Raw genomic sequence first — 16,152 nt, 5'->3', positions numbered from 1 at the left:
ATATTTATTAACTATTGTTTTGTTGAGATTGAAAAGCAATCGCGTAAAATTTGAATTGTTTTACCATTGCAAGTAATCCATTTGCTCTTGTAGGAGATAAAAATTCTGATAAACCAATTTCTTTAATAAAATCTGTATCCGAATCTAATATATCTTTTGGAGTTTGATTATTGTACATACGTACCAATAAAGCTGCAATTCCTTTTGGTAAAATCGCATTAGAATCTGCTCTAAATTCTATAACGTCACCTTTTAATTCAGCATCCAACCAAACAGAAGATTGACAACCTTTGATAATTTTATCATCTGTTTTTTCTTCTTCAGATAATGTTTTCAAGCTTTTTCCTAACTCTATTAAATATTCATAACGTTGTTCCCAATCATCAAAAAATGAGAATTCATCAACTATTTCGTTTTGTATATCTTTAATTTTCATACTACAAATTTAGAAAGTTTTTGACTCTTTTTCTTCATAAATCTGCTTTAAATCTCATTATTATTTTTCTTTTATTATTTTTGTGAAACTATAATTTAATTCTCTCAGAATGAAATATTTTTTCATCGTCAACCCTAATTCAGGAAATGCAAAACATGAAATTTCTATTGAATTTCTACAATCTAAATTCTCTCCAAAAGATGAAATTATTTTAAAAGAAACTGCTTATCAATTTCATGCAAAAGAATTAGTACAAGAAGCTATTGTTCAAAATGCTGATGTTGTAGTTGCTTGCGGCGGCGATGGAACAATAAACGAAGTTGCAAGTGCCTTGGTACATACTGCAATTCATTTCGGAATTATTCCTGCAGGTTCAGGAAATGGTTTAGCGGCTAATCTTGGCATTCCAAAAGATATTAACAAAGCGATAGAAATTATTAAAAACTCTGCTGTGCGTAAAATGGATGTTGGTAGAGTGGAGGATAAGTATTTTTTTAGTAATCTTGGTTTTGGAATTGATGCTGATATTATCCATAGTTATGAACAAAACCAGAAACGTACAATTACTGGTTATGTTGATGCTTCTGTAAAAACATTAATGAATTATAAATCGAAATTATTCCGACTTTATATAGATGATGTAATTATCGAAAAGAATTTTTATTATTTATTTTGTTCAAATTCTAATATAGCTGGTTACGGAATTTCATTTACTCCTAATGCTGACCTTTCTGATGGTTTATTAGATTTACTGATGATTGAAGATTTAGATGTTTTTGAACAATTCTATTTTTCAGTTTTAGTTCTAGCCAAAAAAATTGATCTTATGAACAAAGCTAGATATAAACAAGTGAAGAAATTTACCATTGAGAGTTTAGAAGATACAGAAATTTCTTACCAATTGGATGGTGAATTTCAAACAACAAATTCACTTAAAGTAAAGGTTGAAGTGTTACCGAATGCCTTAAATATTATTTATTAAATTGAATAGTTGACCTGAGTAACCAACAATTTAATTAACTGAAATTAAATAAATTAAAAAGTAATCAACATAGTTATAAACGGTTTGTTAAAAGGAGTTTTCAGGTGTTTATTTGTTTAAGATACAACTTGTTGTTCTAGTTTTTTATTTCGTACTTTCTTTTGATTATTTACAGTTTGTACAAGAGTAATTAAATTTTAATCAATGTTTCGGCAAACTCAACATGACACAATATTTACTTAATATAAACATTATTTAATGTCACTCTGAGCTTGTCGAAGAGTTATTAAGTTGTTTAAGTAATTTTTTTAGTTTTTAAGGCGTGATTTTTTATATTAGAAATAAATATATTTATAACGTAAGTTTGAAACCTATAAACTGAAAATCTCATTACTATTAGTGGATTTTTTAGTATTTATTACTATGTAAAAAATTAAAATCAATATTTTAACCTAAATACTTTTGATATATAAATAATCATTATGTTAAGTAATTATTTGTAATTCTTATTATTTTATTTATTTTAGATTTCTTTAACACTAAAATAAAATTAATGAAAAAACACTCTTTAAAGTATCTACTTTTATTTATTTCTTGTTTATTTCTTTTACATAGTTGTGTATCAGAAGAAGACGTTCTACAAATAGAAAAATCAGAACAAGCGAAAAGTACATTCGCAATTTTTTCTCAACCTTCAACTGTTCAAGGAAAAAGTAGTAAATTTATTATTGATTACGCAAGTGGTTTTTCTATTTTAATGCAACGATATGATAGTATACATAATACTAATATATCAGGTCTTGTGAATACTAATAACAAAGTCAAACATAAAAAAAGATCCAGTCAGAATGTAATTATAGAAAATAAAGATTTTTACATTGAGAACCGCTTACGTTCACAAACCATTTTTGAAGAAAACGGAGATATTTGAGTAATGTACCCTAGAATTAAAAATAACACTGTAGATGGTTTATTAATTGCAAATTATACTGACAATGGTACTAAAGTTTTTTATAGTTATGTTATCAGAGATAGTGAATTATATAAAGTAAATAAAGATATTTTTCAACAACAATATGATAGATATTTTAATAATTTTATCAACCAGAAATCTAACGGCAGATTATGTGGTCTTGGAGATGATGTATGTGATCTAGATGGTGTTATTATTAACACTAATCCAGGAGGAGGCTGTTCTCAATGCTCTACTACACCTCCTGAAAATCAAAACCCAGGATGTGAAGCTCATGCAGAATGTTTAGATAATAATCCAGGAGGAGGAGATGGTAATTATGGAGAAATAGCTCTTACTGAAGTAGTAATAAAAGCAGCTATTAAAGACAAACCCTTTATATTTATCGATATCCCTTGTGATATAATTAAGCAATGGTTAAATACAGTTAAACATTCTGTTTCTAATGATATTATTTCTAAATTAAATAATATTTCTAAAATTATTACAACATCAGGAACAGATGGTTCATTTTCAGCTAAAGATGTTACTAGGTTACAAGATATCAATAATGCTTATAGTACAGTTGTAAATATGGATTATTTCCCTGTAACAATAGATAAATTACCTCCAGGTACAACTGCAGAACAATTATTAAATCATATTAGAACCAATATTAATAGTTTTGTTGATACTGATTATAGTTATTTTGAACCTTATCGTTGGAATGGATTTAATGACACAGATTTATGGAATTCATCTAACCCATTAGGTTCGGTAATAGGGATTGATATTAAAGGTCCTGATAACGGATCAGTTGTTGTTACTCAATATTCATCTAATGGTTGGACTTTTTCAACGATTTATGACCCTACATATCTAAGTCATCCTGTAAGTGGTCATAGGGATTTTGGTTTTACAAAGAATTCTGATGGTTCTTATACTTTTTACACAAGAGGTGTTGATAGATTAACTAGTTGGGACGGAGAGTTTTTTCAAAAAATTGGTAACATTCCTTTTACCCAAGCAGATAACTTATGGAAATCTTTACAAAACAAAATTTCTAAATATGTTAATTCTAAAGAAGGGAAGGCAAGTGTAAATACTCCTCAAATAAAGCGTCCTGACTGGCAAACAGTTAAAGATGTGATAGATGGAAAAAAAACTTTAAATACTCTAAGTAATGACTGTAAGTAAATTTTTGACTAAAATAATTGGTAATTTATTCATAGGTTTATTTATACCTTTTTTACTTAAATTAAGATGGTTACCCAATTTATATGATGCAATATTTTTAAAAAAATATACTTATTACGATTTTAATATAGATACATTATCTGAATTTTTGTATTATTTATATGGAGAATCTTATTTAATTGAATATATCTTTTCTTTAATATTATTTCTAATTCCGTTTCAATTAATAAAAGATTTTTTTTATAAAAAAAATAACCGTCTTTCATTAATAAAAAAAACATTAATATTAAACTTAGTGCTTATTATCTGTGTAATAATTATTGGAATATTTAGCAACATTTGGTTTATTCCATGGTGGTACAATTTTATTTATGTTATTTATTCTTTTTTTTTATCAATTATAATAACTGTTTCTTCTCACTTTATTATAGATAAACACACAGAAACAAATAATCTTTAAATTTAGTTATTATAGGGGGTAGTCGACGAAAAGTATAAAAAACAGGGTTAAGGAAAAGTATGGCTATTTAAATAGTTTTAAATCAAATAATTAAATTATTTAACTTTAGTTTTTTACACAATAGTTTATTATTGGCTGATTTGGATATGTAGCTTCAATGAAAAAATGAGTTCTACAGCGTGTATTTTTTTAAAAATAATTTACTAAAAACGTAAATTACTGAAAATAATAGTATTGTTTTTTTATTTTTAAGTACATAACACGTTTTATGTTAAACAAAATATAGAAGTGTAAGGCTTTATAAAATATAAAATCCACAATCTTATTAAATTGTGGATTTATATATACAATATATATTGTATATACTTTAAATAACAGCTGTTATAAATATTTCTAAATAACACTATTTAGAATATTCTTAATCTTATTAATAACTTAATTTACTTTATTAAGTTGGTTTATATAATTTTTAGAAACAGAATTAACTCCTTTTACTTTTGAAAAATATTGTTGAGCATCATTTATATTACTATTATCAGGAATAGTAATCGCAATAGCGTTTATATTTGTATAATTATAATCTATTTTTGCTCCAAATTCATCAACTTTTTTAAGTAATTCTTTGTTACCTATATTTTGATCGAAATATATAATTAAACTATTTTTAACGAAATCTGATTCTTCTGATTTTGAAATTAAATTATTATTAGTCTTGTTCGTTGTGCATGAAGACATTCCTATACATATTAATAATGTGCTTAAAATAATTGTTTTTTTCATTTTCTAAAAATATAATAATTTTAAAAAATAGAAAAATTATATGTTATATAATCATGGAAAACGGATATATAAAAAATCAGTTACAAGGATGTTTAACAATATAAATTAAAGTTTATAGATATTTAAATAAAGGTTATTCTATAACATAAAATTCCTCTAAATATTAGAGAAATTTTTTAATTCGTGTAATCTAACCAAAGAATAGGTTATTATTATTGAAAAAGTATTATTTCATGTTTTATAATAACTTCATAACAACTTTACCTAATATTTCTCTATTTTTAATTTTGTTTAGATATAAAGGGACTTCTTCTAAATCTATTAGAGTAATATTCGCTGATAATATTTGTTTTTTTTCAAGAAGAGTTGCAAATTCATCTCCTATTCTTGCTATATTACATTGTCCTTCATAGTCATTATATTGAAATGGTAAAGAAAGAGCTATTTCATGAATAGAAATACCCTTTTCAAAAAAAGTTAATTTATTAAAGTCAGGAAAACCAGCTATTACGGCTATTTCTCCATCTAATGATAATACATCAAGGTCTTTAGTTGCTGTCTCTGAATTTATAGTGTTTAAAATATAATTTACTCCTTTATTATTTGTTAATTCTTTTACACGATCATATACATTTTCTAAATCATAGGCTATTATTTCATCTACTTCTATCTCTTTTATATAATTAATATTTTTAGAATTACATGATGCTATAACTTTTAAACCACACATTTTGGCTAATTGAATAGCATAATAACCTACTCCTCCACTACCTCCTTCTATAAAAATTGTTTTTCCATATTTTGGACGAAGTTTATCAATTATTGCTTGATAAGCAGTAAATCCTGCTGCAGGTATTGTTGCTGCTGTATAAAAAGAAACTTCTTTTGGAAGATGACTAGCTGCATGTGCAGGAGTAATAGAGTACTCAGCAAATCCTCCATCAAGATTCATAACACCACGTAAATAGTATACCCTATCTCCAACTTTAAATTTATTTACATTTTTCCCTATTTTTGTTACAATACCACTTATTTCTAGACCTAAGACTCTTTCTCTTTCATCTTTTATACCTGGATACATTGCCATTTGATAATCGGATGGGTTAAGACCTGATGCATGTACACGTATCTGAATATCATTATCTCCTGGTTGAGGGATTTCTCGATTATTAATTACTTTTAAACTTTCAATATTTCCATTTTCTTGTAATACTAGTGCTTTCATTTTATTTTATTTAAATATTATAAATTTATTCTTTTTCCTAGAATATAAAGACTTCTATCAATATTATTAAATAATTTTATAATTAGTTCATTATGAGAAAAAATGAATCCTAATATTTGTTTTGCAAATCCTTTTCCTTGTTGATTTTCTTTTAAATATATACTTATTTCAAAAGTTTGATCATAAGCTGTTCTACCATAAAATGATTTAAAGCTTACCCAAGCAATTATATTATTTTTATAATCTTCTAATAATCCAAAGTGTTCTTTTTTCTACTGAATTAACATTAAACCATTTTTGTTTACTTTCTAAAGAAACAGCATTAACAACAATTAAAATGTTAAATTTTCGCTGATGATTTACAATAAAATTAGAGAAGAGAATAAAAAATGAAAACTCACGATTTTTTAACATTAATCACTTCTTTACCTAATCTATAAATCTATTTTAAAATATAGAATAATATAAAAATTTTTGCTAGCATGAGTTGGCGTAATAGTATATTTCAAAATACTATAACAACTGTTATGTAACAGTATATACAATATATATAAAAATCCACGATCTAATTAGTAGACTGCCCCCAATTAGAGCATTTTTTTGTTTGGTTTTCTATCGTAAAAGTTGATTTTGTCAAACATTGTTAAAGATTAAATTGTTCTACCAACACATTTGATACACAAACTTATTAAATGAATTGATTTTAGCGGTTTTAAGTGCATAAAAATACCCAATAATAGAAATTAGTCCACTATTGGGTAAAGTTATCTAATGATTGTATGTGGATTGCGTGATAATAACACTTCTGGAACATTACCAATAATTAATAAAATAGAAAAAACTTATATCATAATAGTTATTTAGCATGTATTTAATTAACAAAAGAATAATTAATTATTTAGTCAATTGTATCTGCTCTTTCTATCCATATCCCATTCTTTTTTTCCCGAACTTTTCCATTTTTTCTAATAAATACTAGTTCATTATTATCAAATTCGTAATATCCTTTTTCCCATTCATAATCTTGTGCATTAGGGGACGTTTTGGGTAAATCTTCATTTATTGTAATTCTTTTATATTTTTTTGATTTAAACTCACCAGATAATATTTCTCTTACGTATTCTGAACTATTATCATCAGAATATAAATATTCACTTAAAGAAATTCCTAATTGACTAGTTTCTAATTTACTTAAAATTCTATCTTTTTTATCATATGTATAAACTATCTTTGTTCCATTAGATGGATCAGTTTTTATTCCATTATTCATATATTCTTTAGAATAAGTATTTTCATCAATTTTCGAATATTTGTAAATGAATTTTTGAACAATATTTTTATCTTCCATCTTTTTACCATACTTGTAAGCCGTGTAATCTCTTATAAATGAATCGTCTATATATTCTAGTTTATTAATTTCACTTACAAAAGGGTCTAAGTAATTACCGCGTTTAATAGCTTTAACAATAGTTTTAATTTTACCTTCATTAAAACCTAATGAATAAGCAATTTTTTCAGAACCTACTTGTGTTAATAAAATAAGGCTACCATCATTATAATTTAGCTTAAAATCAAATGAAGAAGTTTGTTTTATTCTTTCTAAATCTTCTTTATTAAAGAATAATTCAATGACTTCCCCATTTATGGAAGCATTTTTAATTATTCCATTTTCTTTGTTAAGAAGTATTCTACTAACTTTATTTGGATATCCAATAGATAAAAATTTTCTTCCAATTAAAATATTATTATCAAAAATATCTTCTGTTTTATAACCAAATATCATAGTCGGATCATATGCTGTCAAAGCATATTCAATTTCATCAAGATATTTTTTGTTATTGGTTTGAGATTTAACAGATAATGAAAGAATTAAAATCGTTAATAATGTTATTTTTTTCATAATTTTAGATTAAAATGTTAATACAAATTTACTAAGAATATATTGTGTTAAATTAATGGATACTATTTTTAATTAAGAATTATCAACTTAACATAATGCTTATTATACACCTTTTTGAAATGAGTTAAAATGTTGATTTAGTGAGTATGCCGTTTTTGAATAAATGATTTTATCTTTGGAAAACTCCTACAAGCTGCATTTTTCCGTTGGAACTGCATATTTAAAACGGTCATTTATAAAGTTTTATTTTTTCCCTGTATTTTTCAATAGAATTATTTAAAGATTGACTGTCTTTTTTATTCTTTTTACTCCAATATATAAATACAAAGTATATTTTATATCGCTTTTAAAGTTCTACTTATTTGAAAAGTAAAAGTTTAAACAAGTTTAAGTCTGTCGAAGAGTTATTAAGTATTTATACTATTAATTTAAACCTTAAAATTCATATTTCTAACTTTGCAATAGCGATTGAAGTGGAAATCCTTTTATAAAAGTAGACTGAGGTTCTCGAAGTCTACTTTTATAAAAGATTGGGAACGTGAAAGTACGGTCCGGAGGAATTGCCCAAACAAGGTTATTAACAAAATATACTACTTATTATCAGTTAATTATCATGTTTTCAACATAGTTATAACAAGGTAGAAATTAAAAAAAATAGAAACTTTTTTATAACTAATTTTTAGACTTCTTCTAAGAAATTTTCAGTTGTTTCGTTGTAACTTTGATAGAAATTTTGAACATGAATACTTCCTATAAAATATTAGCCATCGATTCTAATCACGAATGTTTGAATGGTGGTTTACGCGATGCAGGTTTTGTTGTTGACGAAGATTATACTTCTCCCAAAGAAATTATTGAACAAAAAATTGCAGATTATGATGGAATGATTGTTAGAAGTCGTTTTCCGATTGATAAATCTTTTTTGGAAAAAGCAACGAAACTAAAATTTATTGGTAGAGTAGGAGCTGGGTTAGAAAATATTGACGAGGAATATGCTGCCGAACGTGGAATAGTTTTATTTAATTCGCCAGAAGGTAACCGAGATTCGGTTGGTGAGCATGCTGTTGGAATGTTATTAATGTTGATGCACCATTTGCGAAGAGCTGATAATGAAGTGAGAAATGGTATTTGGAAGCGGGAAGAAAATAGAGGTGATGAGCTGAAAGGAAAAACGGTTGGGCTTATTGGGTACGGAAATATGGGAAATGCATTTGCTAAGCGTTTACAAGGCTTTGATGTAAATGTTATTTGTTATGATATTTTACCAAACAAAGGAAATGAATTTGCGAAACAGGTTACTTTACAAGAATTTTTTGAGCAAGTGGATGTTATTAGTTTGCATACGCCACAAACACCTGAGACAACAAAAATGATTGATGCTGATTTTATTGCCAATGTGAAAAAGCCTTTTTATTTTGTGAATACTGCAAGAGGAAAAGCTGTTGTTACAAAAGATTTGGTGGAAGCAATGAAATCTGGAAAGATTTTGGGCGTTGCTTTGGATGTTTTGGAATTCGAAAAATCAAGCTTTGAACGTTTGGTTGCATCAGAATTACCAGAGGAATTTCAGTATTTAATAGAAGCTGAAAATGTTGTATTAGCTCCTCACATAGCTGGTTGGACTCACCAAAGTAAAGTGAAATTAGCTGAATTTATTCGTGATAAAATTATTGCTTGGAGGGAATAAAATTTTGAATATTATTATAAAATAACCCAATACGAAAAAATCGTATTGGGTTTTATTTTTTAGTGCTCTTTTAGTTAATTGGAATTATTATTTCTAAATAAGAATTCTCTGAAGCTTTATTATTTTTCTAATAAAAAGAGTTAAATTAATTTACTCGTTGTTTTCAGTATAATACTTAATTATAAAATCTTTTGATGAGAATTCTGTAATTAAATCTTACAAAAAATATTAAGTCTACGTAATTATGTATTATTTATACCATTTTTTTTTATCCAATGAAATAACTAAATCTTTTATAAAAATTTCATTGTCTACTATTTCATTTCTTTTAAATAAAGATAAAATTCCAAAAAAAATAGGATAGCTCTCTAGAGGAATAAAATCCTTATAATTAGTCTGTTCATATTCTATACCAAATCTTTTAAAAAATCCGAGTAAAAAATCTAAAACATCATCTCCATCCAATCCTATCTCAGAAAGAGATGTATAAGTATTTAATTTCCCCTTATCAAGATCAAACTCTTTGGATATATAATCCACAACTATATTATAATTTCTATTCACCATTAATTATATCATTGTATACTGCTTGCTCTAAAACAAATTCCTAAATTATAGAGATAATTAGAGTTTTTTTATAGACTATTTATTAGTAACAATTATTCATGTTTTCTTTGTACTCTATCTTTTACAAGATCATCAATTTTACAAAAAAGATCAAAAAAATTACGGGCATCCTTCTTATTTTTCAATTTTTACATCAACGTTAATAGAAGGTTCTCCAGCTGAGAACTTCTTCCAATTACCAAAATAATTTCTATAAAAAGTTTCTTTTGAAAATGCAAAAACATTACCTCCAAAATAAATTTGACCTTTGAAGTCTTCATTAATTCTGAACAAAACGAAAAAATCCTCATTTGTCCAGATATTTTGTTTAGATACATCAAGTGAAACTTTATTATCAATTATTTCATTTTTGGTAAAATTTAATTGTAGTGTATTTTCACTTAATGATTTTAAATCATCTGGGAATCCATTGGTTGCGTTCTGTAAATCAAAATAAATGGTAATTGTATCTTTAGCATCAATAGATAAAATATGAAGATTTATCTTATTAACTTTTAATCTTTTTTTATTTTTAATTTTTATAGCATATTCTTGAAAAATTTTTTCAGGAAATTTTTCGGTATTATAACCACAATATGCCCAACTATTATTTTTAGTTCCAAAGTTTTTAAATTTATACTTTTTAGAATGAACATTAACAGTTTTAAGCTCTATAGTTTTTTCATCCAGAATTATATTATGATTGGAATTAATAAAATCATCAATTCTTACATGGTAAGGTTTATATTCATTTATATAAACTTTAAGAAGTTCATTTTTATTAATATTATCTAGATTTAATTTAAAAGTTCCGTCATTATTACTAATATCTCCTATTTCAGTATTTTCAATACCAATTCTAGCGTTTGAAACTAATTCACCAGCTTTATTTAAAATTTTACCCGAGATTATTTGAGAATTTACATTAATTAAAAACAAAAAAATTAATAATAAAGTTAATCGATATTTCATAGTTTATTTTTTTAGGGTAATAATATCTTATTTTTAAACAGTTTTATAAATAACGTAGAAAACTTCTTTAAATAAATATATAGATACAAGCAACTTTTCTACAAAAAACTAATGTACTAATATATTAATTAACACACATCAATGTATGACAATTCATTGCAAACTAAATTTGTAATAAAATTATAAGTCATGAAATTTCAAGTATATAAATCAGATGCTAGAGGAGGAGCAGACCACGGATGGTTAAATACTAAACATTCGTACAGTTTTGCAAATTACTATGATCCAAATCGTATCCATTTCGGAGCTTTAAGAGTTGTAAATGATGATATTATTTCTGGAGGAATGGGCTTTGGTAAACATCCGCATGATAATATGGAAATTATCACAATTCCAACCAAAGGAGGTATTTCTCATCAAGATTCTATGGGAACAGGCTCTATTATCGAGGCTGGAGATATACAAGTTATGAGTGCTGGTACTGGTGTTTACCATAGCGAAATGAATGCTTATGAAAAACAAGAAGGTCACTTTTTCCAAATATGGATTATTCCAAATAAAAGAAATGTAGAACCACGTTATCAACAATTGTCAATAAAAGATGTGGCAAAAACAAACAAATTGTATCAGGTTTTATCTCCAAATCCAGATGATCAAGGAGTTTGGATACATCAAGACGCTTGGATTTCTTTAGGTCGATATACAGAAAGTACAAAAGAAACTTATCATCTAAAAGGGAAAAATAATGGTATTTTCCTTATGGTTGTAGAAGGAGAAATAGAATTTGAAGGAAATAAACTTCAACGTAGAGATGTTGTAGAAATTGAAAATATAGAAGAAATTTCTTTTCTAGCTTCAAAAAATACAAATATTATGTTGATCGAAATTCCGATGAATACATAAGAATATAAACTAACATTTTGCTAGAGCAATCCCTTCGGGCGCGCTTTATCGTTCCCAATCTTTTTAGATTGATCATTCATAGAATATTAAAATGCACCAATCTAAAAAGGATTTCCACTGCAATCGCTATTGCGAAAGCAATGTGTAGGATTATTTAGAATTTTTTAATTGTTTTATAGTTAAAAGCAGGTATCTAATTTTTGGATATCTGTTTTTTTATAAAAAATATTTAAGATTTTAGTATATTTACTACTTATAACGTTTAACAAAAAAACGTGTTAATTAGTACAATATGAAACGTTTATTGATCATCGCTTCATTAGCATTAATGATAGTGAGTTGTAAAAATGATAAAATAGAAATCGATTCTACTTCTGCTCAAACTTTCAGCGAAACTGTAGATGAAATTTCTAAATCTTTACCTCTTTTACAACAAGACAAATTTAAAGAGGCATTACAAATAGTTTTTGAATATAAAACAAATCGCGATGTTAGCGATGAATCTCGTTGGGCAACTGTTCGCGAATTATTGAATGGAAAATCTGTTGATGAAGTTTTTGATTTAGCAGAAAAAATAGCATTAGAAAATAAATTTACATGGAACAGAAATCAAGTTCCTTTAGTAAATGGTATTCCTAAATTAGCTGATCAACAAGTAGAAGAAAATACAATTACAGATCCTAATTCTGATATTCAGCGTTTCGATTTTAGTATCAATCAAGATGAAAAAAACATTTCTTTAACTCCATTTTTCTATAATGCACAAGGGCAAGAAACACAACTTAATGAACCTGTTACAGCAACAATAGATGTATTTAATTCTGGAAATATAGTTTATAGTTTCAGATCAACAATAAATCCATCTTCATCATCAGATTTATACCGTAATAATTTAATTACTATTAATTATTCTTCTCTTGATGCTTCTAAACTAAAAAATGAAACGTTAGACATTGCTGTAAGAATTCAAAATCCTGAAAGATATTTAACAAGTAGAAAATCAATAACAATTCCTCTTGATTTATTAGGTTTAGATCAAGCTTCAGATTCTATTGCAATAGCAAACGCAAATACTAAAGCAGTTAATAAAGATGCGGAAATGGCAAAATCATTATCTAATCGATTTATCAGTAATATCTCTAAAAAGAATTATTCAGGAGCTTTTGCATTAACAAGAAATAATGATTGGACTACTTTCCAAAAATTTTCTTCTAATACAACTTTAAAAAGTTTAGAACAAGCAACCATAAAAAGTACAAGTATTTTGGATGCTGATGAAAAAATCACTTTGGTTGGAGTAGAGGTTAATTTAAAAGATAATAGCTCTGCAACATATCAATTGACTTTAGAAAATATCAATAATAAGTTATTTATTGTTGGTTTTAAATAAGATTTAATTTAACATAATATCTTAATTAAAACGTATTTAATATAAAAAAAACCGAAAGAAATCTTTCGGTTTTTTTATATATGAGTTGTGAATTATTAAAATTTACAAATATTCCCACCTACAGTTGCACCTGCATTTTTAGTTACATCAGACTTTACTGAAGATAATGCTAAAGTAGAAATAGAGTAGGGTGGAAGGAAAGAAGTATTTTTTCCTTTTGTATTTCCTTTTACGTTAATAAAACTATTATTATTAGTAACAGTTATAGCGGTATATCCATTCATTAAACTGATTGGTTCTTTTACATTTTCAAATACATTTCCATCAACATAAATATCTGCTTTGTATCCAGCAGCAATACATTTGTTACTAACGGTACTATTATAATAATTATTAACCATATGAACTTGACCAAATCTAACTCTAGGCATTCTTTCTTTACATCCTTCTCCCCACCAACATCTAGCAAAAGTTATTTTTAATTTACCTTGATCTCCAGTAGCACTATCACTTGAACCTATTAAATCAGAAAATCTATGATCATCTGTACCTCCAGGACCTCCAGCTTTAGGAGTTTTTTCGTAATGAAATTTAGTATAAGATACCGTTATATAATTTGATTTATTCTTAATATCAAAATTACCATCAACACCATCTTTAAATTCGCAATGATCAACCCAAACATTCGTACAATTATCTAAAATAGCATTATCCCAACCATCAGTATCATAAGCACCAGGTCCTTCGAAAATAAGATTTCTAATAATAAGATTACTACTATTTTTAATATTAATTATTCCTGATCCATCTTTTGTTTGATCTGTTGAAACTAATTTTGCTCCACTTTCTCCATAAATTGTTTTTCCACTTTGGTCTTTCAAAGACAACCTTGTTGTAATCTTAATTGTTCCTTTAACTCGAACAACTTTTACAGATTTATTTTCTATTGCAGCTTTTAGTTGAGCATAAGTAGTAACAATCGTTTCTGAAGCATTTCCTCCTCCTGTTGTTCCTCCATTAAGAGATGCCCAACCAGGAGCAATACAATCAGAAGAACTATCAGTTTTTGCTAAAAGTGAATTTGAAGAATAATCTCCCGAAATAGAATCTGATTTTAAATCATCTTGATTACAGCTTGTCAAAGTGTATCCAAAAGCAATTAGTAAAGTAATTAAAGTTGTTTTTAGTTTCATATTAAATGAATTTTTAAAGTTATAATTATTCGTTTAAACGTTTAAAATTGATTAATATTTTACTAAAAATTAGTATAAAAAAATATTTTACAATAAATCCTTTATAATAAAAGAATTAAATAAAAAATGGAGCTCAATAGAACTCCATTTAAATTATATTATAGAAATACATCTTATTTATTTGCTTCTTTTTGTGCGTCAGCTTTCATTTTTTCGTTAGCTGTAATAGTAACTTCTACACGTCTATTTTTAGCACGACCTTCAGCAGTACTATTATCAGCAATTGGATCTTCTATACCTTTTCCAGTAGATGTTAGACGAGAAGATGCAATTCCTTTCGAAATTAAATAATCTTTTACAGATTGTGCTCTTTGTTCAGAAAGTGGTTTATTATAAGATTGAGAACCTACGTTATCAGTGTGCCCAACGATTAATAAATCTGTATCAGGATATTCATTGAAAACTTCTACTAATTTATCTAAGTTAGATTTAGCAACAGCAGTTAAAGAAGCTTTGTTGTAATCAAAAGTAACTTTAGAGTTTTCATCTAAAATTAAGTTAATCCCTTCTTCCGTTCTTACAACTTCTGCACCTGGTAAAACTTGCTCAATTTTTTGCGCTTGTTTATCCATGTTGTTACCAATAACACCACCAGCAGCTCCACCTACAGCAGCACCAATTACAGCACCTAAAGCAGTGTTACCACCTTTACCGATATTATTACCTAAGATTCCTCCAATAACACCACCAGCTACAGCACCAATACCAGCACCTTTTTGTGTATTATTTGCATTTTGTACAGCTGTACAAGAAGACATCATAAATGATCCTCCTAATACAATTGCGGCTATTTTAGTATTTATTTTTTTCATAATTTCTAAGTTTTTTAAATTGTTGATTAACGTACGAAGTTATAAATCACTTGTGCAATTTTTCCGTTTGCATTGATATCTTGTACCAATTTCATCGAATTTGCATCAACATAATCTACACGCATTTTATATCCTGCTGTATTTTGTTTTGCTTTGATTCCGGTTACATCTTTGAAGATAAAGTAAGTTGTAGAACCATCTTGTTGTAAATCCCAAATAATATTTGCTGTTCCTGAAGGGCAATCTCCGCCAGCGTTATTAAATGTATATGTTCCTTTTTTGTTGTTTTGAACTAAGTTCCATGTAGAACCTTCATAACATTCTGGGTTTGCTGTGTCAAAAACTTTCGCAACTGCAACAGTAACTTTTACATTACCTTGTACCTCGTTGGTTGTTAAACCTTGGTAGTCTACATTTGTCAAAGTCCATGCACCTCTCACTTCTTTACCTGTTTGTATTTCTTGTTTTGCAACGGTTGTAGATGCACAAGAAGTTAAAAATGCTGAAGCGCATATCCCAAATAATAAAATACTTTTTTTCATAGCTATTTATTTTATCTATTATTAATCTTAAAAAACGGCTTCTATAAATTAGATT

General features: G+C 26.7%; 17 protein-coding genes. 6 read left to right on the top strand and 11 right to left on the bottom strand.

The features are described 5' to 3' along the window. Window positions 1-7: 7 nt before the first annotated feature. Window positions 8-436: a SufE family protein gene (locus RT575_RS05080; protein ID WP_313374653.1), complete on the bottom strand. Its 429-nt coding sequence runs from the start codon at window positions 434-436 to the stop codon at window positions 8-10. A 109-nt stretch (window positions 437-545) separates the two neighbouring features. Between RT575_RS05080 and RT575_RS05075 the strand changes: the two genes are divergently transcribed. From RT575_RS05075 to RT575_RS05065, 3 genes are all read left to right on the top strand, one after another. Then, complete coding sequence (locus tag RT575_RS05075) at window positions 546-1,418, top strand: YegS/Rv2252/BmrU family lipid kinase (RefSeq protein WP_313579320.1); 873 nt, start codon at window positions 546-548, stop codon at window positions 1,416-1,418. Between the two features lie 553 nt (window positions 1,419-1,971). Continuing rightward, window positions 1,972-2,349, top strand: coding sequence for a hypothetical protein (locus RT575_RS05070; protein WP_313579318.1), 378 nt, complete (start codon window positions 1,972-1,974; stop codon window positions 2,347-2,349). Window positions 2,350-2,352: 3 nt separating this feature from the next. After that, window positions 2,353-3,567: a hypothetical protein gene (locus tag RT575_RS05065; RefSeq protein WP_313579316.1), complete on the top strand. Its 1,215-nt coding sequence runs from the start codon at window positions 2,353-2,355 to the stop codon at window positions 3,565-3,567. Window positions 3,568-4,462: 895 nt separating this feature from the next. Here RT575_RS05065 and RT575_RS05060 read toward each other — a convergent pair. The 5 genes from RT575_RS05060 to RT575_RS05045 all read right to left on the bottom strand — a co-directional run bounded on the left by RT575_RS05060 (window position 4,463) and on the right by RT575_RS05045 (window position 7,932). Then, window positions 4,463-4,807: a S8 family serine peptidase gene (locus RT575_RS05060; RefSeq protein ID WP_313579314.1), complete on the bottom strand. Its 345-nt coding sequence runs from the start codon at window positions 4,805-4,807 to the stop codon at window positions 4,463-4,465. 238 nt (window positions 4,808-5,045) lie between these two features. After that, window positions 5,046-6,032 carry a zinc-binding dehydrogenase gene (locus RT575_RS05055; RefSeq protein WP_313579312.1) on the bottom strand — a complete coding sequence of 329 codons (987 nt, stop codon included), beginning with the start codon at window positions 6,030-6,032 and terminating at the stop codon, window positions 5,046-5,048. 17 nt (window positions 6,033-6,049) lie between these two features. Beyond that, window positions 6,050-6,259: an N-acetyltransferase family protein gene (locus RT575_RS15585; RefSeq protein ID WP_409515947.1), complete on the bottom strand. Its 210-nt coding sequence runs from the start codon at window positions 6,257-6,259 to the stop codon at window positions 6,050-6,052. 10 nt (window positions 6,260-6,269) lie between these two features. Continuing rightward, window positions 6,270-6,446 (bottom strand): hypothetical protein, encoded by a 177-nt coding sequence (locus RT575_RS05050; RefSeq protein WP_313579310.1) that lies wholly within the window; start codon window positions 6,444-6,446, stop codon window positions 6,270-6,272. A gap of 484 nt (window positions 6,447-6,930) precedes the next feature. After that, window positions 6,931-7,932, bottom strand: coding sequence for a hypothetical protein (locus RT575_RS05045; protein WP_313579308.1), 1,002 nt, complete (start codon window positions 7,930-7,932; stop codon window positions 6,931-6,933). A 739-nt stretch (window positions 7,933-8,671) separates the two neighbouring features. On the opposite strand from RT575_RS05045, the gene RT575_RS05040 reads away from it, so the two are divergent. Then, window positions 8,672-9,619 (top strand): 2-hydroxyacid dehydrogenase, encoded by a 948-nt coding sequence (locus RT575_RS05040; protein WP_313579306.1) that lies wholly within the window; start codon window positions 8,672-8,674, stop codon window positions 9,617-9,619. A 249-nt stretch (window positions 9,620-9,868) separates the two neighbouring features. Here RT575_RS05040 and RT575_RS05035 read toward each other — a convergent pair whose 3' ends face one another. Together RT575_RS05035 and RT575_RS05030 are read right to left on the bottom strand one after the other, a co-directional pair. Next, window positions 9,869-10,186: a DUF1493 family protein gene (locus tag RT575_RS05035; RefSeq protein ID WP_313579304.1), complete on the bottom strand. Its 318-nt coding sequence runs from the start codon at window positions 10,184-10,186 to the stop codon at window positions 9,869-9,871. 174 nt (window positions 10,187-10,360) lie between these two features. After that, on the bottom strand, window positions 10,361-11,197 hold the full coding sequence (locus tag RT575_RS05030) for a carboxypeptidase-like regulatory domain-containing protein (RefSeq protein WP_313579302.1): 837 nt from the start codon (window positions 11,195-11,197) through the stop codon (window positions 10,361-10,363). A gap of 189 nt (window positions 11,198-11,386) precedes the next feature. Between RT575_RS05030 and RT575_RS05025 the strand changes: the two genes are divergently transcribed. Both RT575_RS05025 and RT575_RS05020 read left to right on the top strand, forming a co-directional pair. Then, window positions 11,387-12,100 (top strand): pirin family protein, encoded by a 714-nt coding sequence (locus RT575_RS05025; protein WP_313579300.1) that lies wholly within the window; start codon window positions 11,387-11,389, stop codon window positions 12,098-12,100. A 292-nt stretch (window positions 12,101-12,392) separates the two neighbouring features. After that, entirely contained in the window at window positions 12,393-13,490 is a 1,098-nt protein-coding gene (locus RT575_RS05020) for a hypothetical protein (RefSeq protein ID WP_313579298.1), read from the top strand. 95 nt (window positions 13,491-13,585) lie between these two features. On the opposite strand, the gene RT575_RS05015 is transcribed toward RT575_RS05020, so the two are convergent. From RT575_RS05015 to RT575_RS05005, 3 genes are all read right to left on the bottom strand, one after another. Further along, window positions 13,586-14,683, bottom strand: a complete 1,098-nt coding sequence (locus tag RT575_RS05015) for a pectate lyase (protein WP_313579296.1) — start codon at window positions 14,681-14,683, stop codon at window positions 13,586-13,588. A gap of 173 nt (window positions 14,684-14,856) precedes the next feature. Next, complete coding sequence (locus RT575_RS05010; RefSeq protein WP_313579294.1) at window positions 14,857-15,555, bottom strand: OmpA family protein; 699 nt, start codon at window positions 15,553-15,555, stop codon at window positions 14,857-14,859. 26 nt (window positions 15,556-15,581) lie between these two features. Beyond that, window positions 15,582-16,097, bottom strand: a complete 516-nt coding sequence (locus tag RT575_RS05005) for a lipocalin family protein (RefSeq protein WP_291073191.1) — start codon at window positions 16,095-16,097, stop codon at window positions 15,582-15,584. Window positions 16,098-16,152 lie beyond the last annotated feature (55 nt).

This window comes from Chishuiella sp. (assembly GCF_032109125.1).
Lineage (GTDB): Bacteria > Bacteroidota > Bacteroidia > Flavobacteriales > Weeksellaceae > Empedobacter.
Note: the sequence above shows the minus strand (reverse complement) of the source record. Positions and strands in the feature narration are given on the sequence as shown.